This is a genomic window from Curtobacterium sp. MCBD17_034, from assembly GCF_003234515.1.
Lineage (GTDB): Bacteria > Actinomycetota > Actinomycetes > Actinomycetales > Microbacteriaceae > Curtobacterium.
Genome location: NZ_QKTN01000009.1, coordinates 45,784 through 64,868, shown reverse-complemented (window position 1 = coordinate 64,868; position 19,085 = coordinate 45,784). Strand labels below are relative to the sequence as shown.

General features: G+C 72.2%; 15 protein-coding genes. 6 read left to right on the top strand and 9 right to left on the bottom strand.

The window, feature by feature from the left end:
- Positions 1 to 50: 50 nt before the first annotated feature.
- Positions 51 to 962 carry an EamA/RhaT family transporter gene (locus tag DEI92_RS13915; RefSeq protein ID WP_111013917.1) on the top strand — a complete coding sequence of 304 codons (912 nt, stop codon included), beginning with the start codon at positions 51 to 53 and terminating at the stop codon, positions 960 to 962.
- Positions 963 to 1,522: 560 nt separating this feature from the next.
- Here DEI92_RS13915 and DEI92_RS13910 read toward each other — a convergent pair.
- The 3 genes from DEI92_RS13910 to DEI92_RS13900 form a co-directional block, all read right to left on the bottom strand.
- Positions 1,523 to 2,590 (bottom strand): DUF4238 domain-containing protein, encoded by a 1,068-nt coding sequence (locus DEI92_RS13910; protein ID WP_375342547.1) that lies wholly within the window; start codon positions 2,588 to 2,590, stop codon positions 1,523 to 1,525.
- A 55-nt stretch (positions 2,591 to 2,645) separates the two neighbouring features.
- Positions 2,646 to 3,461, bottom strand: a complete 816-nt coding sequence (locus DEI92_RS13905) for a dienelactone hydrolase family protein (protein WP_111013915.1) — start codon at positions 3,459 to 3,461, stop codon at positions 2,646 to 2,648.
- Between the two features lie 121 nt (positions 3,462 to 3,582).
- Entirely contained in the window at positions 3,583 to 4,488 is a 906-nt protein-coding gene (locus tag DEI92_RS13900; protein WP_111013914.1) for a PHB depolymerase family esterase, read from the bottom strand.
- A gap of 97 nt (positions 4,489 to 4,585) precedes the next feature.
- Here DEI92_RS13900 and DEI92_RS13895 point away from each other — a divergent pair, with 97 nt between their 5' ends.
- Positions 4,586 to 4,930 (top strand): MerR family transcriptional regulator, encoded by a 345-nt coding sequence (locus DEI92_RS13895; protein ID WP_111011037.1) that lies wholly within the window; start codon positions 4,586 to 4,588, stop codon positions 4,928 to 4,930.
- Positions 4,931 to 5,033: 103 nt separating this feature from the next.
- Here the strand turns inward: DEI92_RS13895 and DEI92_RS13890 are convergent, their stop codons facing one another.
- From DEI92_RS13890 to DEI92_RS13875, 4 genes are read right to left on the bottom strand one after another with little or no spacing between them, the layout of a single operon-like run.
- Positions 5,034 to 6,845: an ABC transporter ATP-binding protein gene (locus DEI92_RS13890; RefSeq protein WP_258370210.1), complete on the bottom strand. Its 1,812-nt coding sequence runs from the start codon at positions 6,843 to 6,845 to the stop codon at positions 5,034 to 5,036.
- Positions 6,842 to 7,741: an ABC transporter permease gene (locus tag DEI92_RS13885; protein ID WP_258370209.1), complete on the bottom strand. Its 900-nt coding sequence runs from the start codon at positions 7,739 to 7,741 to the stop codon at positions 6,842 to 6,844. The genes DEI92_RS13890 and DEI92_RS13885 overlap by 4 nt, the downstream gene beginning before the upstream one ends.
- Positions 7,738 to 8,868 (bottom strand): ABC transporter permease, encoded by a 1,131-nt coding sequence (locus DEI92_RS13880; RefSeq protein WP_309147136.1) that lies wholly within the window; start codon positions 8,866 to 8,868, stop codon positions 7,738 to 7,740. The genes DEI92_RS13885 and DEI92_RS13880 overlap by 4 nt, the downstream gene beginning before the upstream one ends.
- Entirely contained in the window at positions 8,853 to 10,553 is a 1,701-nt protein-coding gene (locus tag DEI92_RS13875) for an ABC transporter substrate-binding protein (RefSeq protein ID WP_111013913.1), read from the bottom strand. Before DEI92_RS13875 ends, DEI92_RS13880 begins: the two co-directional genes overlap by 16 nt.
- Positions 10,554 to 10,584: 31 nt before the next feature.
- Between DEI92_RS13875 and DEI92_RS13870 the strand changes: the two genes are divergently transcribed.
- The gene (locus DEI92_RS13870) at positions 10,585 to 11,205 is read left to right on the top strand and encodes a TetR/AcrR family transcriptional regulator (protein WP_111013912.1); all 621 of its coding nucleotides are present in this window, start codon (positions 10,585 to 10,587) and stop codon (positions 11,203 to 11,205) included.
- 67 nt (positions 11,206 to 11,272) lie between these two features.
- Here DEI92_RS13870 and DEI92_RS13865 read toward each other — a convergent pair whose 3' ends face one another.
- On the bottom strand, positions 11,273 to 12,367 hold the full coding sequence (locus tag DEI92_RS13865; protein ID WP_111011040.1) for an acyltransferase: 1,095 nt from the start codon (positions 12,365 to 12,367) through the stop codon (positions 11,273 to 11,275).
- Between the two features lie 86 nt (positions 12,368 to 12,453).
- On the bottom strand, positions 12,454 to 13,530 hold the full coding sequence (locus DEI92_RS13860) for a cation diffusion facilitator family transporter (protein WP_111013911.1): 1,077 nt from the start codon (positions 13,528 to 13,530) through the stop codon (positions 12,454 to 12,456).
- A 305-nt stretch (positions 13,531 to 13,835) separates the two neighbouring features.
- Here DEI92_RS13860 and ileS point away from each other — a divergent pair, with 305 nt between their 5' ends.
- The 3 genes from ileS (at position 13,836) to DEI92_RS13845 (ending at position 19,037) form a co-directional block, all read left to right on the top strand.
- On the top strand, positions 13,836 to 17,102 hold the full coding sequence (gene ileS / locus DEI92_RS13855) for an isoleucine--tRNA ligase (protein WP_111013910.1): 3,267 nt from the start codon (positions 13,836 to 13,838) through the stop codon (positions 17,100 to 17,102).
- Between the two features lie 82 nt (positions 17,103 to 17,184).
- Positions 17,185 to 18,597: a bifunctional folylpolyglutamate synthase/dihydrofolate synthase gene (locus DEI92_RS13850; protein WP_375342546.1), complete on the top strand. Its 1,413-nt coding sequence runs from the start codon at positions 17,185 to 17,187 to the stop codon at positions 18,595 to 18,597.
- The gene (locus tag DEI92_RS13845; protein ID WP_258370208.1) at positions 18,594 to 19,037 is read left to right on the top strand and encodes a DUF4233 domain-containing protein; all 444 of its coding nucleotides are present in this window, start codon (positions 18,594 to 18,596) and stop codon (positions 19,035 to 19,037) included. The genes DEI92_RS13850 and DEI92_RS13845 overlap by 4 nt, the downstream gene beginning before the upstream one ends.
- Positions 19,038 to 19,085: the final 48 nt, after the last annotated feature.

The window sequence follows — 19,085 nt, the reverse complement described above, 5'->3', positions numbered from 1 at the left end:
GACGCACGCTGCCGAGCGGGCGGCGCGACAGCGACGCGCGGAGGTCGGATGTGCTGACCGTGGTCCTCGGGCTGCTCGGCGCCATGACCTACGGGGTGTCCGACTTCCTCGGCGGGGTCGGGTCGCGGACGGCGCGGCCGATCGTGGTCACGGCCGTCGCCGCGGTCGTCGGCATCATGCCGCTCGTGGCGGCCGTGCCCCTGCTGCACGCCCGGTTCACCGGCCACGCGCTCCTGTGGGGGTCCGTCGCCGGGATCGCGGGCTCCATCGGCGTCCTGTTGCTCTACGCCGCGCTCGCGATCGGGCCGATGAGCGTGCTCTCGCCGGTCACGTCCGTGTTCGCGGCGGTCGTGCCCGTCGTCGTCGGTGTCGTCGCGGGAGTTCGACTCGGGCCGGTGGCGATCGCCGCGATCATCGCCGCCGTCGTGGCCGTCGTGCTCGTCGCCACCTCGGCGAGCGAGTCCTCGACGCCGCTGACCCTCCGCGGCCTCGGGATCGCCGCCGTGTCGGGATGCGGGTTCGGGGTCCTGGTCATCGCCTACGCCCGGACCGACGCAGCGGACGGGATCGCGCCACTCGTCGTCGCCCGGGTGATCCAGGCGATCGTCATGTGGACGGGCGTGCTCGTCGTCGTCGCACGATCGCGACGCGCTGCCGCTGCTGCGCCCGCCGGAGCTGAGGGTGCGCCGGATCGCGCACCGCTCCTCCCGGTCCACCGGCGGTTCTGGGTCGTCGTGGTCGCGTGCGGGTGCTTCGACGCGTCCGCGAACGTGTTCATCCAGGCCGCACTGCACGTGTCCGACGACCCGGCGGCGCTGCCCGTGGTCAGCGTGCTGGACGCGCTCTACCCGATCGGGACGATCCTCCTGGCCGCGATCGTGCTGCGGGAGCGGCTGTCGCGCGTGCAGGTCGCGGGCTTGGTGCTCGGGTTCGCGGCGAGTGCGACGTTGGCGCTCGCTTGACGCGCACTGCGGTCCGCCGCACGGCGCCAGCGGCACCGCAACGGGGGCCGAGCCGGAGCCGGCGACTGGCGCGATTATCACCTTGTATTCCTGTGGAAATCGGGCTCGTCGCCGTCGACTGCAAGAAGGAGACCTCCGAGAACCCCTAAGCGAATCGGACCCGACCATGGGCACGAAGGCGCAGGTCGCGGTGGTGCTCGAGCTCGATGACAAATTAGCGAACGAAGTGTCGTAGGAGGCTTGCGCGCAAGACTTATCCGACGAGCTAAGTCCTGGTCGGTGGTGGGGTGAGTGAGACGGCCGTAGCGAACGCTCCGACTTGCTGGACCAGGGCCCCGACCCCGGTCTGCAGGGACGAAGCACCTCGCCATTGCGGCCGTTCGCGCACGGCACGCGAGGTCCCGGGCGCTCACCGACGGTCGGCTCCATAGCCTGGGTCGTGGCCGACTTCCTTAACGCCGTCGTGGTCACCGGCCCGCTTTGAACGTCTCTCGAAAGCTTGCAGCTCACACGCCTATCGGCTTAGGAGCTTCAGCCGCTTCTCCCATGCGTCTTGATAATCACTGCCCGAAGCTGCTACCCACGTCGATGTTGAGGAGAATCATGTCTCCTTGCCGGGAGAGCCCTATCCCCTCGTCAAGTACCGTCATCAACGGTGGAATCCATCCTCCTGACAGCAACGACCAGTCGATTTCCGGGGGAAGTGTGCCCTCTACGAGTTCATCAGGCGGTGTGTTGGCGGCAACGAGCGCCGCAAGTCGGTGCCAGACGAGCGAGTAGGCCGACCGTGACGTGCGCCATCTGGGCCACGCTTCCATCATCTCACGATGATCTTGACCTTTACCGATGATGGATTGGTATTCTTCGACCGACTCGATGGTCGGACCGACGACGAATTCGCGAGCCGCCCGGGCGAGTGCTTCCTTCAGCGCTTGTAGACGATCAGGGGCCATCGGGACATCGGCCAGGAGCGGTTTCCATTGATTGCCGTCCCACTCGAGTACTTGGCGCCGCGACCGAGGGAAGATACTGACCACGATTGCTGGAGACAGAGGTAGTGTCCACCCTGGCTTGCCGCTATCAGTATCAATAGTGCCGACAAGACCGAGGTCGTTCGTTATGCAAGCGGAACCGGCGGTGGAGGAGAACACCCATCGTGCGCACGTTACTCCCGGAAGGAGCATCTCTAGGTCCTCCATCCGGGCGAGATTGATCTGCCCCTTATCTTGGAATTCTGCGCGGAAAGCTTCGCTCGCGCTCCCGAGGAATGCGTCCAGTCGATCCACATACCTGCCTTCGTACTCGCGTCCCCGAATGAAAGTCATCGCCACGAATGGGACGAGCACGCGCAGCCACTCATGTGCTGAAGGAGCAAATCCGGATTGCAACCGGGCCACAACCTTCGGTAGGTCGTTCTCGATACGGGTCCAGGTGGAATCAATATCGACTACGCGGCCGGAAGAACCGCTAGAGTACAAATTATTCTCCGCTCCGATCCGTTCAGCGCGAGCAAGGTACGCTTTCTTCTTCTCTCGCTGCACGGCGACGCGTCTAAGGCGAGACGGATAGGTATCCTCCTGCGAGAATTGTGCGATGAACGAGGCTGGCAGATAGTGGTCTAGCGGCACTGTGATCAATTCTGCCTTTGAAAGGCGGTTTCGGTGCTTGGGCGGTCTCCTGTAATCATGCGGGCGTGAGCCGGTCGCGCAGGAACTGAACCGTGCGGTCGCGGGCCGCGAGTGCGGGATGCCCGGGGACCTCCCGGACCTCGTTGGTGAGCACGGAGTGGGCGTGCGGGCCGAAACCGCCGCTGTTGCCGGGGGACGAGTCGAGCTCGATGACCTCGAAGGCGTCCCCGAGCCGACGCTTGAGTGTCTCGAACCGGGCGCGGGGCACGCTGCCGTCCTCGCTGAACCGCAGGCCGAGTGCACACACCTCGCCCGCGGCGGCACGCGCGGCGATGCGGTCGAACTCGGCCGTCGAGACGGGCCCCGGCGCGAGCTTGCGCGCGCGGCCGAGGGGGAACGGGACCGCGGGCTGACTGAGGACCGATGCCCTGACCGTGTCGTCGATCGCCGCCGCCAGCGCGAAGCCTCCGGTGAAGCACATGCCGATCACGCCGACACCCTTTCCCGGTGTCCGAGCCGCGAGGTCCGCGGCGACGGCGCGCAGGAAGTCGGTCACCGGTCGATGCGCGTTCACCGCGAAGGCGCGGAACTCCGCCGAGACGCACAGTTTGGCGACCACGCCGAGGGTGGAGGCGGGCGTCGCCGACCGACCCGGCTCACCGAAGGGCGATGGGACGACGACGGTGAAGCCGCTGTCGACCAGGTGCTCCGCGAGCCCGAGGACCTCGGGCGTGATCCCCGGGATCTCCGGGATGAGGACGACGCCGGGGCCGGTGCCCTTCTCGAAGCAGTCGTACGTCAGACCACCGCCCGTGAACGGTGAGCGCGTCCATCCGGTGAGGTCGGATCGAGGGGCGGTGCTGGCGGGCATGGCGACTCCTTCGTCGGTGGATGCAGCCTAGGGGGCGGTGCTCGGTGGGGTCCGTGCGGTCACCCGCGCTGCTCGGTCGACCCGCCGCTGCCAGCGCACCGTGCACTTCGTCGCCCGCCACTCACCCGGCGTGCCGGGAGGCCCGACTCCCGTCCTCCGCGCGGCGTCCGCCGATGCCGAAGAACGCCGCGGCCGCGGCCGCCACGGACAAGTCGTGACCGGTGCGCCCGAGGACGAAGGGCGCCCGCTTCGGCCCGGGGACCGTGTGCCCGCCCCGGTGGACCGTGACCAGGCGGACGGGCATGCGCCCGTCCTCCCGGTGGTCGACCTGCTGCATCCACGTCGATCCGTGCCCGTCGGAGGGGATCCGGTCCACGACCCCCGGCGTGCTGATGCCGTTGCGCCGGGCGAAGTACGCGGCCGTGTCGCGTGCCGACAGGGCGCTGCCGCCGACCTTGAAGAAGCGCTGTGCCCACGGCTTCATCGCGCCACCGGCGTAGGGCGCGATCGGGTCGGCCGTGCCGTGCACGAGCAGGATCGGGAGCGGCGTCGTGGCAGGTGTCTCGGTGGGGAGCAGGAAATCGTCGCGCGTGGGCATCGTCGCGGCGACGACCGTGACGCCGGCCAGCAGTTCCGGTACCTCGTGCACCAGGCGCATGGCCATCTGGCCGCCGTTCGAGTAGCCGATGACGAACACCCGGTCCGGGTCGATGCCGTGGGTCGCCCCGAGGTCCCGGATCACGGCGCGGACGAACCCGACGTCGTCGATCCCCTCGAGTCGTGCCGGGAACCCGCTCTGCCGTCGGGCGTCGTTCCAGTTCCCGCGGTACCCGTCGAGGTACACGACCACAGCCGTGCCGCTCGCCGCGAACGCGTCGTACATGCCGCCCGTGAAGGCGCGGTGCTTCGCGCCGGTCTGCTTCGACCCGTGCAGGACGAGGACGAGGTCTCGGGCCTGCTGGGCCTCCGGATCGCCCAAGATCGTCATCGTCCGCTGCCTGCCGTCCACGTCGATGGTGCTGCGCATGCCCGTCCTCCTCGTGCTCGTGCGCCGTGCTGTGCGCGGTCGGGACCGACGCTAGAGTCTGACGTCGTGTCAAGGTCAAGCGAGGTGGGGGCGGCGGATGAACATCGGTGAGCTGAGTGCACGGTCCGGCGTCAGCGCCCGCTCGTTGCGGTACTACGAGCAGCAGGGACTCCTCAGCGCTCGCCGCAGCCCGAACGGCTACCGGACGTACACCGACGACGCGGTCGAGAAGGCGCGGGTCATCCGGACGATGTTCGAGATCGGGTTCTCGCGCGAGGACGTCCGGGCGGTCATCCCCTGCGCGACCGGGCGGCACGACACGGTCGACCGCCGCGCCGTCCGGGGCACGGTCGAGCGGATGCGCGACGACATGTCCGAGCGGATCGACGAGCTCGTCAGGACGCGTGCGGCGTTGACGGAGTTCCTCGAGCGCGGGGTGTGACCGCGCGGCGTGCGACCGCGGGAAGCGACTGCGGGAAGTGACAACGTGGGGAGCGACAGCGCGGGCGCGAGATGCGCGCCGGTCCTGACCGCTGACGCCCGACCTACCCCGCCGCCAGCCGCTCCGCCGCCGCCAGGAGCCGCGCCGTGACCGGGTGCGCCGGCCGCCCGAACACCCGATCGGCCGGCCCGGCCTCGACCACCCGCCCGGCGTCGAGCACCAGCACGTCGTCGCTCATCCGCCGCACCGCCGCCAGGTCGTGCGAGACGAAGAGCATCGCCGTCCCGGTCTCGCGCTGCAGCCGCTCGAGCAGCGCGAGCACCGCGTCCTGCACGGTGGCGTCGAGCGCGGTGACGGGTTCGTCGAGGAGCAGCAGGTCCGGTCCGGTCGCCAGGGCCCGGGCGATCGCGAGCCGCTGCCGTTGCCCGCCGGACAGGGTGCGGGGACCGCGGGGCCGGAGCGCGGGGTCGAGGTCGACCCGGCGGAGGGCGGCGTCCACGGCGTCGGCGACGGCACCGGCGGCACGTCGAGCGCGTCCCGCGGTGAGTGCGTCGACGAGCACCCGCTCGACGCTCCATCGCTCGTCGAACGTCGACCCGGGGTCCTGCACGACGGCGGCGATCCGGTGACGACGTGCCCGCCGCGCGGCTTCCGGGAGGGGCGCCCAGGCCGCGCCGTCGAGTCGCACCCGTCCGGTGGCCGGGTCCGTCAGCCCGAGGAGCACCCGGGCGAGTGTCGTCTTGCCCGACCCGGATGCGCCGACGACCCCGAGCGTCCGGCGCCGAGCCAGCGCCAGATCGACGTGCTCGAGCACGCTCCGTCCGTCGTACCGAGCGCCGAGGTCCTCGCCGACGAGCACCGGCTCAGGGGCGGCTGACGAGGCCGGAGGCACGGCGTGCCCGGCAGGACCGGCGCCGACCGCGGGACCGGCGCCGACCGCGGGACCGGCGCCGACCGCGGGACCGGCGCCGACCGCAGGATCGGCAGGCACCGCGGGATCGGCCGTCGCTGCAGGCGGGGCCGCCATCGCGGAACCGGCGGTGCCACCGACCGGATCGGCAACCTCCGAACCCCAGCGCACCGCGACGCGCGCGTGCTCGGCCGCGGCGACGAGCGCCCGCGTCACGGGATGGCGGGGCGTCCGCAGGACGGAGGCGGTGCGCCCGCTCTCCACGATCCTCCCGTCCGTCATGACGGCGACGCGGTCGGCCCAGCCCGCGACGAGGCCCATGTCGTGCGTGATGAGGAGGAGTCCGGCGCCGGCGTCCCGGACGCGCTGCAAGGTCTCCATGACCGTGACGGCGATGCCGGCATCGAGCGCCGTGGTCGGCTCGTCCGCGATCACGAGTGTGGGACCACCGACGATCGCGGCGGCGATGAGCGCCCGCTGCCGCATCCCGCCGGACAGGGTGTCGGCGCACCGTCCGTCGCGGGCGAGCGCGGGGTCGAGACCGACCCGGTCGAGCGTGGCGGCGACCTGGTCCAGCCGCTCGCGCGCAGTGAGTCCGGTGTGGAGGCGGAGGGCGTCGGCGACCTCGCGGCCGACGGGGCGGAGCGGGTCGAGCGCGCTGAGGGCCTCCTGGCCGACGTACCCGACGCGATGGCCGCGGATCCGGCGCCACCGTCGCTCCGACGCGGTCCGCAGGTCCGCGCCGTCGAGCTCGAGCCGCCCCGCGGTGACGCGGGCGCCGGGTGTCGAGAGCCCGAGGAGTGCCCGCGCCGTCACCGACTTGCCTGACCCGGACGGGCCGACGAGCGCGACGCACTCGCCGGGCGCGATGCGGAGGTCCACGCCGCTGACGACGGTCCGGCCGTCGATCGCCACGGCGAGGTCGGTGACGTCGAGGACCGGGAGGCCCGCGGCGGACGGACCCGTGGACATGCCGCCGTCCACGTGCGCCCCGATCGCGCTCACCGCGGCACTCCGAGTCCGCGCAGCCGACGCCCGAGGACGGTGACCGCGGCCGCGGTGACGACGATCGCGAGCCCCGGGAAGGCGCTCGTCCACGGGGCGGTGTCGAGGTAGGTCCGGCCGTCGGCGAGCATCGCGCCCCACTCCGGCGCCGGCGGCGGGGTCCCGAGGCCGAGGTAGCTCAGGGCCGACGCCCACACGACCGCCTGCCCGACGCCGAGGGTGCCGACGGCGACGATCGGCCACAGCGCGGTCGGCAGGACGTGGTGCACGACGATCCACGTCGGGCGCCGTCCGAGCAGCACGGCGGTCTCGGCCACGGAGGACGCCCGCGCGGTGCGGACGAGCCCCCGGACGATGCGCCCGTACCCGGGGGCGGTGGCGAACCCGACGGCGATCGTCGCGGGGACCGCACCCGGCCCGGTCACGGTGATGACGACGAGCGCGACGAGCAGGATCGGCAGGGCGAACCCGACCTCGAGCACCCGTCCGACCACGGCGTCGGCGATCCGGCCGCCGAGCCCCGCGACGAGCCCGAGGAGGACCCCGGCGACGCCGCCGACGAGTGTCGCGACGACGCCGACGGTCAGCGAGGCGCGCGCCCCGGCGACCACGCGCGCGAGGACGTCGCGGCCCGACTCGTCGGTGCCGAACGGATGGAGCGGGGACGGCGCGAGCAACGCCTGCGCAGGGTGCACCGCCAGCGGGTGGGCGCCGCCGAGTGCGGCCGGCCAGACGGCGGCGAGGACGGCGAGGAGCACCACGACGGCGGCGACGCTCCCGGACGGTCCGAGGGCGCGGACCGTGCGTCGCCATGCGGTGCCCGGCGCGCCGACGGTCGCGGGGACGGCATCGTCCACGTCGGCCGCCGGGAGGCCCGGGTCGACGATCCCGGTCACGGAGCGGCCCGCCCCGTGGTCGGCCGGGGAGCACCCGGGCGGGGCCGGCGAGTGCGTCGGACGGACGAGCCGGTCGGTGCCGTGCGGGTCACCCGCGGGTCGACGACGCGTTCGACGAGGTCCGCGACCGCGAGCACCACGACGTACGCGAGGGCGGACACGAGCGCGATCCCGGCAACCAGGGGCATGTCCCGCTCGGTCACGGCGCCGACGAGACTCCGTCCGATGCCGGGGAGTGCGAACACGGACTCGACGACGACCGCGCCGGACACGAGCGACCCGAAGGCCCAGGCGCTCAGGGCGATCCCCGGCAACGCCGCGTGCCGCAGCAGGTGCCGGGAGAACAGGCCGACGGGGGACTCGCCTCGCGCTCGCGCCGCGAGGGCGAACGCGGACCGCTCGGCGTCGAGCACACCGTCGCGGATCGTCTGCGCCAGGTAGCCGGCCACGGGGACCGCGACCGTGACGGCCGGGAGCACCCATCCGCCGACCGTGCCGTCGCTCACCGCGGGGGCCCATCCGAGCCCGGTCGCGAACACGACGATGAGCACGCTGCCGAGCCAGAAGTGCGGCGTCACGCTCGCCGCGACCGCGATCCCCGACGTCAGGGCGGCGGCGATCCGCCCACGACGGGTCGACCACCACGCGGCGACGACGGCCAACGCCCACGCGACGACGAGTCCGGCGAGCGCGAGCGTCAGGGTGACCGGGAGCTCCTGGGCGAGCAGGGCGGCGACCGGTGTGTGGAAGGTGTACGAGTCGCCGAGCCGCACGGTCGCCAGCCGTCCGAGGAACACCGCGTACTGCACGACGACGGGGCGGTCGAGCCCGTACTCGGCGCGGACGTGCGCGACCGCGGCGGCCGAGGCCTGCGATCCGGGCCCGCCGAGGATCGCCTGCGCGGGGTCGCCGGGGATCGCACGGATCGCGACGAACACGATCGTCGCCACGGCCCAGAGGACGACGACCGCCCCGACGACCCGGCGCGCCAGCCAGGCCGCGGCGGTGCCGAGCCGGACCCGGGGAACGGGGTCGGGCCTCCCGGCCGGAGCGGCCGGACCGGTCGGAGTGGCCGGACCGGTCGGAGTGGCCGGACCGGTCGCGCCGTCCGTCAGTGGTCGATCCACGCGGTCCCGAAGTCCGGGGTGCTCACCGACGTGGTCGTGATGCCGTGGACGCTCGACCGGTACAGGAACTGGTTCTGCTGGTCGTACAGCGGCAGCACGGTGCGGCTCGTGAGGATCCGGTGCTGCGCCTCGGCGTAGAGCTTGGACCGCGTGGTCGGGTCCGTCGTGCGGGCGGCCTGTTCGAGCTCGGCGTCGAGCTGGGGCTCGGACAGCTGCGCGAGGTTCGCGAAGTACCCGGACGGCGCGGGCGTGATGCTCGCGCTGTCGTACAGGATCCGGAGCACGTCCGGGCCGACCTTCGTGTACGGGGCACTGACGACGTCGTAGTGGTTCGCGGCGAGTGCGGCGTACCAGCTGGACAGGTCGAGCTGGTCGATGCGGACGTCGAAGCCGACGGCCTTCTCGGACGCCTGGATCTGCTGGAAGAGGCTGCGCTCGGCCGGGATCGACTGGTTCGTCGACACCGGGAACGTGACGGTGAGCCGCTGGCCGTCCTTCGTGCGGACGCCGTCCGACCCGACCTTCCAGCCGTCCGCGTCGAGCAGGCGCTTCGCGGTCGCGGGCGAGGAGCTGAACAGCCGCTTGTCGCTCACGGCGAGCGGCTCGACGCTCGACAGGACGGAGTACGACCGCTTCGCCGTGCCGAGGAACAGGGAGCGGATGCCCGGATCGATCTGCGCGCCGGCGATGAACGCCTTGCGCACCTGCTCGTCCCGGAACACCCCGTGGCCGGAGTTGAGCTCGAGCCGGTTCGAGGCGCCGGGCCGCGGGGCGTCGAGGTCACGGATGCTCCCCGTCGAGCTCGCCGCGTGCAGCTGGTCGGGCTGGGCGTTGTCGATGACGTCGACCTGGCCGGACTTCAGCGCCGCGTAGCGCGAGGTCGAGTCGGGCAGGAACCGCCAGGTGATCCCGGACAGCCGGGGCTTCGTGCTCGAGTTCCCGAGCGGCGTGAAGTGCGTGTTCCGGGTGAGGCTGACGTGGTCGCCGTGCACCCACTTCGTCACCACGAACGGACCCGTCCCCACCGGGCTGGCGCAGTTGGTCGCCTGCGAGCGGGCCAGCGCCGTCGGCGACTCGATCCCGACCCACGGCTGCGACAGCGACTCGAGCAGGGCGCTGTCCGGGCGGCTGAGGCGCAGCGTCACCGTGTGGGCGTCGGTCGCGGTCGCCGTCGTGATCGCGCCGAGGGCCAGGTACCCGGTGCTCGACGCGGTCGCCGGGTCCTGCACGTGCTCGATGTTCCGGACGACGGCGGCCGCGTCGAACGGCGTCCCGTCGCTGAACGTGACGCCCTCGCGCAGGTGGAAGGTCCAGGTGCGGCCGTCGCTGCTCGTGGTCCAGCTCGTCGCGAGGGCGGGCTGCGCCTTCCGGTCGCTGCCCATGGTGACGAGCTCCTCGATGTACTGCGACGCGAGGAGCGCCTGCGGGTAGTTGCCGCCGACGTGCGGATCGAGGCAGGTCGGTTCGGCGTCGCCGGACGCGTACACGAGCGTCCCGCCGTGCGTGGGCGTGCTGCTGGCGCTCGGGCTCCCGCCGGAACACGCGGCGACGGCCAGGAGGACCGCGGTCGCGCCCGCCACGGTCGTCGCGGTGCGCGCGACGCGCTTCGAGCGGGTGCGGATCAGCGGGGGAGCGACCGCGGTGCGAACGGCGGAGGCGACTTTGTGTACCGAGTCCAAGAACATGTCCGGGTGAGTCTAGCGGTTGAATGGGGGCATGGCCGATCCGGAGGACCCACAGGCGGAGCGTGTGCGCCGAGCCGGCCGCCCGCGGCGCTCCTCGGCAGTGGTGCTCGCCGACGCCGCCGCCGAGCTCTTCCTCGAGCAGGGGTACGCCGGCACGACGGTCGACCACATCGCGCAGCGCGCCGGGGTGAGTCGCGCCACGTTCTTCAACTACTTCACCGCGAAGTCCGACGTCATGTGGCTGGAACTCGACGAGGCCGTGCGCGAGATCCCCGCGCTCCTCCGCGTGTCCGAGGAGCGCTCGCCGGTCCGGGCCGTCGAGGACGCCCTGCTCGCCGCGGCCCGGCGGCACGACCCCCAGCGGGTGCCGTGGTCGATCGCCCAGGCCGAGGTCATGCGGATCGGCCCCGAGCTGGTGCAGAGCGCCGCGGCCCGGATCATGGGGCAGCACAGTGCCGTCGCCGCGTTCGTCGCCGACCGCACGGGCGAGCGTCCGAGCGGGTTGTGGCCCCAGACGGTCAGCGGCGCGATGCTCGGCGCGGCGGCCGCGGCGTTCGGGGTGTGGGTCGCCGACGGGGTCGGGCGTGGACCCCTCGTCGAGTACGTGGCCGCGGCGCTGACCCCCGTCGCCGCGGGACTCGACGCGCGGTAGCACGCTCGCTGGACCCGTCCGGCGTCCCCTCGGGATCGTCCGGTGCTCCCTCGCCCCAGGTCGGCGCTCAGACGGCCACGGCGACCGGTCGTCGGTGCCGACGCGCGAGCCCCGCGCCCGCCCAGCGGTCCCCGGCGACCGCGAGCGCGAGGAGCGTCACGGCGGCCACCGCGAACGGTACCGGTCCGGTGTGCGGGAACCCCCACTGCACGAGCAACGGCCAGTGGAACACGTACAGCCCGTACGAGATCGACGCCAGGAACGCGGACGGCGCCGCGACGCGGGCCAGGCCCCGGCCGAGCGCAGCGGCGAGGGCGGGCCGTGCCCGCAGCGTCGGAGCCACGACCGCGACGAGCGTCACCAGGGCCGTGGCCACACCGAAGTGCCGGACCATGAGCAGGGGGTAGGCCGCGAATCCGCCCCCGGTACCCGAGCGGAGCGTCGTGCCCACGGCGAGCGCCGTGAGCGCCGTGAGCCAGAGCAGCTCCGGGGCGAGCGCGCGCGGACCGACCCGGTCCTGGAGGAACGCACGCGCCATCGCCGCGCCGGCCCACCACACGAGCAGGTACGCGAGCACGAGCACGGCGTGCCCGGGGTGCACCGTGTAGGCCGCGAACGCCGCGAGCGACACCGCACCGACGAGGTGGGGGGTCAGTCGCGGCCACCGGTGCAGTGCCGACGCGAGGAGCGGGAACACCAGGTAGAAGGCGATCTCGTACGACAGCGACCACAGGGCGAGGTTGTGGAACGGCGGGTCGACGATGACCCCCGGCTTCAGCGCCCCGTTGTCCTGCAGCGCCACGAGTGTGCCGAGGACCTGCCCGGGGTGGAACTCGGCCACGAGGTCGCGGTCCGCCGCCGCGACCCCGATCGACAGCACCAGTGCGAGCACGAGCGGCGGGTAGATCCGACGGAGACGCCGGAACAGGTACGCGCCGACCCCGCCGCGCCGGTCGAACTCGTTGGCGTACACGACGAATCCGCTGAGCAGGAAGAAGACCATGACGGCCTCCTGTCCGAACGCGAACACGTCGCGCAGGACCACGGGTCCGCCGTAGGCGTTGACCGACACGAGGTGGTGGGCGACGACCTCGAGCGCCGCGAGTCCGCGCACCGCGTCGAGGAACACCCGCAGGCCGCGGGGGAGTGCCGGTCGCGCCATCGGGACCTCCCGTCCGTCGACGCTGATGGTCCTCGGGGGCCGGTGGGGCCGTTCCCAGCACCCCTGGGACGGTCGTGGAGGCCCGGTCAGGCGCGGAGGGTGCGCCCGTCGCCCGTGGCGACCTCCTCGAGGGTGCCGTCCTCGACGATCTCCGGGACGTCGCCGTCGTTGTCCGGCACCAGGCTCGCGTCGCCCGGCTGCGAGAGCGTGAGCACGGCCTCCTCGATGTAGGGGCTCGACTCGAGCTGTTCCTCGACCGCACGCAGCCGGAGCGCGACCTGCTCCTCGCGCTCGTTGCCCGCCATGTCGATCGCCGCGACGAGGTACACCCGGCTCGGCCCGACGAACTCGAGGTGCAGGTACGTCACACGCTCCACCTCGGGCTTGCGGAGGATCTCCGCGAGCACGGCGTCCTCGAGCTCGGGCGACGTCGACTCCCCGATGAGGAACCGCCGGTTCCGGTCGATGAGCACCACCGCGACCACGCCGAGCAGCACCCCGACGGCGATCGAGCCGAGCGCGTCCCACACGGCCGACCCGGTCAGCTGGTGCAGGAGCAGGCCGAGGAACGCGAGGACGAGACCGACGAGTGCCGCGGAGTCCTCGGCGAACACCGCGCGGAGCGTCGGGTTCGAGGACTGGAGCACGTGCCGGAGGATCGGCACCCGGCGTCGGGTCGCCGCGCCGTGGGCCTGCCGGAACGCCTGCAGGAAGCTCGTGCCCTCGAGGCACGCGGAGACCGCGAGCACGATGTAGCCGATGAGGACGTCGCGCGGCGGTTCGTCGGAGGTCAGCTCGCTGATCCCGTGGTAGATCGACACGATCGCGCCGGCCGTGAACAGCCCGAACGCCGCGAACATCGACCAGATGTAGGTCTCGCGGCCGTAACCGAGCGGGTGGTCGGCGTCGCGCTGCTTGGCGCCCCGGCGCTCGGCGATGAGCAGGAAGATCTCGTTGCCGGTGTCCGCCCACGAGTGCGCCGCCTCGGCGACCATCGACGCCGAACCGGTCAACAACGACGCGAACGTCTTGGCGAGGGCCACGAGCAGGTTCGCGGCGAAGGCGATGACGACCGTGAGCAGGCTCTCGGGCTTCGGGGCGCCCGAGGCCGCCGCGTCCGGGTGGTCCGTGCTCTTGCGGTCCTCGGTCGCGTCGCTCACCATGCCCCCAGTCTGCTCCGCGGGCGGTACGATCGTCCCAGCGGCGTCGATCCGGCCATCACCGGGGAGCCTTCGGAAGAACACCATCCGTCCTCCGCGAGCGTCCCCGGGCGCGAGCGGGAGTCGGGCGGCCACTAGAACCGAACGGGTCGGGTCCGTCACAGCCTGAGCAACGAGCGGTGGTCCGCGCGACGGGAGCAGTGCCTCCCGGCCGTGGCCGCAATCGAGGTGGTACCGCGCCGCCGGGTCGAGTCGACCGGGTGGCGTCCTCGTCGACAGCACGCACACGACCACTCGCCGAGGACCAGATGCGCTACCCCTTGAACGACCCGGACGCCGCCGGCGTCACCCCGTCCCCCTCGTTCCCCGAGGTCGAGCGCGGCGTCCTCGCCTTCTGGCAGCGCGACGACACGTTCCGGGCCTCGGTCGAGCAGCGGCAGGGCTGCGACGAGTGGGTGTTCTACGACGGCCCGCCGTTCGCGAACGGACTCCCGCACTACGGGCACCTGCTCACCGGCTACGCCAAGGACGTCTTCCCGCGGTTCCAGACGATGCGCGGCAAGCAGGTGCACCGCCGGTTCGGGTGGGACACCCACGGACTGCCGGCCGAACTCGAGGCCATGCGCCAGCTCGGCATCACCGAGAAGCACGAGATCGACGACATGGGCATCGACGTGTTCAACGCGGCGGCGCGTCGGTCCGTGCTCCAGTACACCGACGAGTGGCGCGACTACGTCACCCGCCAGGCACGCTGGGTCGACTTCGACGACGACTACAAGACGCTCGACGTCACGTTCATGGAGAGCGTGCTGTGGGCGTTCAAGTCGCTCTGGGACAAGGGCCTGGCGTACGAGGGCTTCCGCGTGCTGCCCTACTGCTGGAACGACCAGACGCCGCTGTCGAACCACGAGCTCCGCATGGACGACGACGTCTACCAGCAGCGCCAGGACCAGTCGGTGACCGTCGCGTTCCCGTTCACCGGCGCCCGCGCCGAGGAGCTCGGGCTCTCGGGCGTCCGCGCGCTCGCGTGGACGACGACGCCATGGACCCTGCCGACGAACGCGGCGCTCGCCGTGGGCCCCGCCATCGAGTACGTGGTCGTGCCGGCCGGTCCGGACGGCGCAGCCGACGGGACCGCGGCAGGCACCGCGTCGTTCCTGCTCGCCGGCGACACGCTCGCCGCGTACGCCAAGGACCTCGGCCACGGCTCCGCCGACGAGGCCCGTGCCGCGGTCACCCGCACCGTCACCGGTGCCGAGCTCGACGGCGTCGCGTACGAGCGGCTGTGGGACTTCTACGTCGACGTCGAGGGCATGGAGAACGCCTGGCAGGTGCTCGTCGCCGAGTACGTCGCCACGGGCGAGGGCACGGGCATCGTGCACCAGGCACCGGCCTACGGCGAGGACGACCAGGCCGTCTGCTCGGCGGCGGGCATCCCGACGATCCTCTCCCTCGACGACGGCGGGCTGTTCCTGCCGCAGGTGGACCTCGTCGCGGGCCAGCTGTGGTCCGACGCGAACAGGCCGCTGACGCAGGAGCTCCGCGCGATGGGTCGCCTGCTCCGGGTCGCCTCGTACGAGCACAGCTACCCGCACTGCTGGCGCTGCCGGAACCCGCTCATCTACAAGGCCGTGTCGAGCTGGTTCATCCGGGTCACGGATTTCCGGGACCGCATGGGCGAGCTCAACGAGCAGATCACCTGGGTGCCCGAGAACGTCAAGGACGGCCAGTTCGGCAAGTGGGTCGAGGGCGCTCGTGACTGGTCGATCTCGCGCAACCGGTACTGGGGGTCGCCGATCCCGGTGTGGAAGAGCGACGACCCCGCCTACCCGCGCGTTGACGTGTACGGATCCCTCGCCGACCTCGAACGCGACTTCGGGCGCCTGCCCCTGAACGACGCCGGCGAGCCGGACCTGCACCGCCCGTTCATCGACGAGCTGACGAGGCCGAACCCCGACGACCCGACCGGCCGCTCCACGATGCGCCGGATCACCGACGTGTTCGACGTCTGGTTCGACTCCGGGTCGATGCCGTACGCCCAGGTGCACTACCCCTTCGAGAACCGCGAGTGGTTCGACACCCACAACCCGGCCGACTTCATCGTCGAGTACATCGGACAGACGCGCGGCTGGTTCTACGTCATGCACGCGCTGGCGACGGCCCTGTTCGACCGTCCGGCGTTCTCGAACGTCATCAGCCACGGCATCGTGCTCGGGTCCGACGGCCAGAAGATGTCGAAGAGCCGGCGGAACTACCCCGACGTCAACGAGGTCTTCGACCGCGACGGCGCCGACGCCATGCGATGGTTCCTCATGTCGTCCTCGGTGATCCGCGGTGGGAACCTCGTCGTCACCGAAGAGGGGATCCGCCAGGGCGTCCGCGAGTTCCTGCTGCCCCTCTGGTCGACGTACTACTTCTTCACCCTCTACGCGAACGCGTCGGGGGACGACGGGTACCAGGCCACCTGGCGCACCGACTCGACGGACGTGCTCGACCGGTACCTGCTCGCGCGCACCCGGCAGCTCGTGCTCGACGTCACGGCGCACCTCGAGGCCCTCGACACCCCGCTGGCCACCCTCGCGGTCCGCGACTTCGCCGACGTCCTCACGAACTGGTACGTCCGGCGGTCCCGTGACAAGTTCTGGGCGGGTGCCGGGTCCTCGGACGCCGCCCGCGATGCCTTCGACACGCTGTACACGGTCCTCGAGACCCTGACGCGCGTCGCCGCCCCGCTCGCGCCGCTCGTCGCGGACGAGGTCTGGAGGGGCCTCACCGGTGGGCGCAGCGTCCACCTCGAGGACTGGCCGGACGCCGAGGCGTTCCCCGCCGACGACGCCCTCGTCGCCGCGATGGACCGCGTCCGCGACGTCGCGTCGAAGGGCCTCGCGCTCCGCAAGGCGACCGGCAAGCGGGTCCGTCTGCCGCTCGCGACCCTGACCGTCGTCACCGCGGATCCCGCCGGGCTCGAGCCGTTCGCCGACATCCTCCGCGACGAGCTGAACGTCAAGCGCGTCGTGCTCGAGCAGCAGGCCGAGGAGTCGCTGGCGCAGTACGGCATCGAGCGGAAGCTCACGGTGAACGCCCGTGCCGCGGGTCCCCGCATCGGCAAGCTCGTGCAGCAGGTGATCCCGGCGGCCAAGCGCGGTGACTGGACCGCCACCGCCGACGGCGTCACGGTCGGCGGCGTCGACCTGGTCGAGGGGGAGTACACGCTCGACCTCACCGTGGCCGATCCGACGAGCGCGGTGGCGTTCCTCGAGGGCAGTGGCTTCGTCGTGCTCGACACCGTGACGACCCCGGAGCTGGAGGCCGAGGGCCTGGCCCGCGACGTCGTGCGTGCGGTGCAGCAGGCGCGTCGGGACGCCGGGCTCGACGTCAGCGACCGCATCGTCCTGCGCCTCGAGGCCGACGAGGCCGCGAGCAGCGCGATCGAGGCGCACCATGGACTCATCGCGCAGGAGACCTTGAGCAGCCGGCTCGAGCAGGTCGTCTCCGCGCTGGACGACGACGACCCCGGCGTCGAGCACGTCGGCGACGGCGCGCTCGTCCGGGTGGAGGTGACCCGCGTTGGCTGAGATCGGCAACGGTACGAACCCCTACGGCGACGACGACGCGTACGACGAGGACGGCGAGCCCGTCGCCGGGACTCCACGTCCGGTGACGGCAGGCGTCCCCGTGCCGCACGGGCCCGAGGACGACGGCGTCGCCCAGGTCGAGTCGGAGCTGTACGCCCGCATCGGGGAACAGGCCCCCGAGCGTCGGCTGGCGGCGACCCGGCGTGCCGTCGAGCTGCTCGGCGACCCGCAGCACGCGTTCCCGGTCATCCACATCACCGGCACGAACGGCAAGACGTCGACCGCCCGGATGATCGAGAGCATCGTGCGCGCGCACGGGCTCCGCACCGGACTCATGACGAGCCCGCACCTCGTGTCCATCCGAGAGCGCATCGTCATCGACGGCGAGCCCATCCGGCCCGAGTCGTTCGTCGAGAACTGGCGCGACATCCAGCCGTACCTGACCATGACCGACGACGAGCTCCGCGCCGCCGGACAGCAGCCGCTCACGTTCTTCGAGGCGCTCACGGTCCTCGCGATCGCGTGCTTCGCGGACGCGCCGGTCGACGTCGCCGTGATCGAGGTCGGCATGGGCGGCGAGTGGGACTCCACGAACGTGGTCGACGGCCAGGTGGCGGTGTTCACCCCGATCGCGATCGACCACGCCAAGCAGCTCGGCAACACCGTGGCCGAGATCGCCCGGACCAAGGCCGGGATCATCAAGCCCTCGGCGGCGGTCGTCAGCGCGCGGCAGACGCCGGAGGCCCTGGGGGAGCTCGAGCGCGCGGCGGCCCTGAGCGAGGCGACGCTCGCCGTCGAGGCGACCTCCGGCCCGAACGGCGGCTTCCGTGTGCTGTCGGACACCCCGGCCGTCGGCGGTCAGCTCGTCAGCGTCCAGGGCGTCGCCGGACGGTACGACGACCTGTTCGTGCCGCTCTTCGGTGCCCACCAGGCCGAGAACGCCGCGGTGGCGATCGCCGCCGTCGAGTCGTTCCTCGGTCGCGGATCGCAGCCCCTCGACGAGGACGTCCTCAGCGAGGGCCTCGCGGCAGCGACGTCGCCCGGCCGTCTCCAGCCGATCGCCCAGCAGCCGACCGTGGTCGTCGACGCCGCACACAACCCGCACGGCGCCCGGGCCCTGGCCGAGGCCCTGCCCGTCGCGTTCCCGTCCGACCACGTGGTCGGCGTGCTCGGCGTCCTCGCCGACAAGGACGCCCGCGGCATCGTTCGCGCGCTCAAGGACGTCGTGGCCACGTTCGTCGTCACGCAACCGCCCGGTCCCAGGGCCCTCGACGCCGACGCGTTCGCCGCGATCGTCGTCGACGAGGTCGGCCCGGATCGGGTGGTCGTCGAGCCCGACGTCGAGGCCGCCCTGGCCGAGGCACGGACCCTCGCCGAGGACGCCGACGCTGACCTGGCCGAGGGGGAGCCGGGCGCCATGGTCCTCGTCGCGGGCTCCATCGTGCTCATCGGTCGGGTCATGGACCTGGTCCACGGCGAAGGCGAGTCGGCATGACGGACGCTCCCCGCACCTCCCCGCCGGCCCGCGGCACACGGATGCGGCGTCCCCGCCCCCCGCGCGGCGCCCGCGAGAGCCTGCTGTCGATCGTCCTCGTGCTCGAGGCCGTGGTGTTCTTCTTCCCGATGCTCGTCGTGTTCGGCAAACACGAGCTCCCGCCGGCCGCGGCGTTCGGCGGCGGTCTCGGCTTCATGGTCGTGCTCGCCATCGCCTCCCGGCTGACCGGTCGCCCCGCCGGTGTAGGGTTCGGATGGCTGCTGCAGGCGGCCATCCTCGCCACCGGCTTCGTGGAACCGTTCATGTTCGTCGTGGGCGCCATGTTCCTGGCGTTCTGGATCTACTGTTTCGTCAAGGGTGGTCAGCTCGACCGGGCGAATGCGGCCCGCGCGGCGGCCCTCGGCGAGGACCCCGGACCGGGCACCGACGCCGGCGCCTGACCGCCGCCGCCGCACACCGACCACATCCACCCCCGAACCCAGGGAGCA

Bases quoted from the DNA above. Each gene is read 5' to 3' on its own strand.
- DEI92_RS13905 (WP_111013915.1), bottom strand. From the start codon at position 3,461: ATGCCCGCCAGCACCGCCCCTCGATCCGACCTCACCGGATGGACGCGC.
- DEI92_RS13900 (WP_111013914.1), bottom strand. From the start codon at position 4,488: ATGCGCAGCACCATCGACGTGGACGGCAGGCAGCGGACGATGACGATC.
- DEI92_RS13895 (WP_111011037.1), top strand. From the start codon at position 4,586: ATGAACATCGGTGAGCTGAGTGCACGGTCCGGCGTCAGCGCCCGCTCG.
- DEI92_RS13875 (WP_111013913.1), bottom strand. From the start codon at position 10,553: ATGTTCTTGGACTCGGTACACAAAGTCGCCTCCGCCGTTCGCACCGCG.
- DEI92_RS13870 (WP_111013912.1), top strand. From the start codon at position 10,585: ATGGCCGATCCGGAGGACCCACAGGCGGAGCGTGTGCGCCGAGCCGGC.
- DEI92_RS13865 (WP_111011040.1), bottom strand. From the start codon at position 12,367: ATGGCGCGACCGGCACTCCCCCGCGGCCTGCGGGTGTTCCTCGACGCG.
- DEI92_RS13860 (WP_111013911.1), bottom strand. From the start codon at position 13,530: ATGGTGAGCGACGCGACCGAGGACCGCAAGAGCACGGACCACCCGGAC.
- ileS (WP_111013910.1), top strand. From the start codon at position 13,836: ATGCGCTACCCCTTGAACGACCCGGACGCCGCCGGCGTCACCCCGTCC.
- DEI92_RS13845 (WP_258370208.1), top strand. From the start codon at position 18,594: ATGACGGACGCTCCCCGCACCTCCCCGCCGGCCCGCGGCACACGGATG.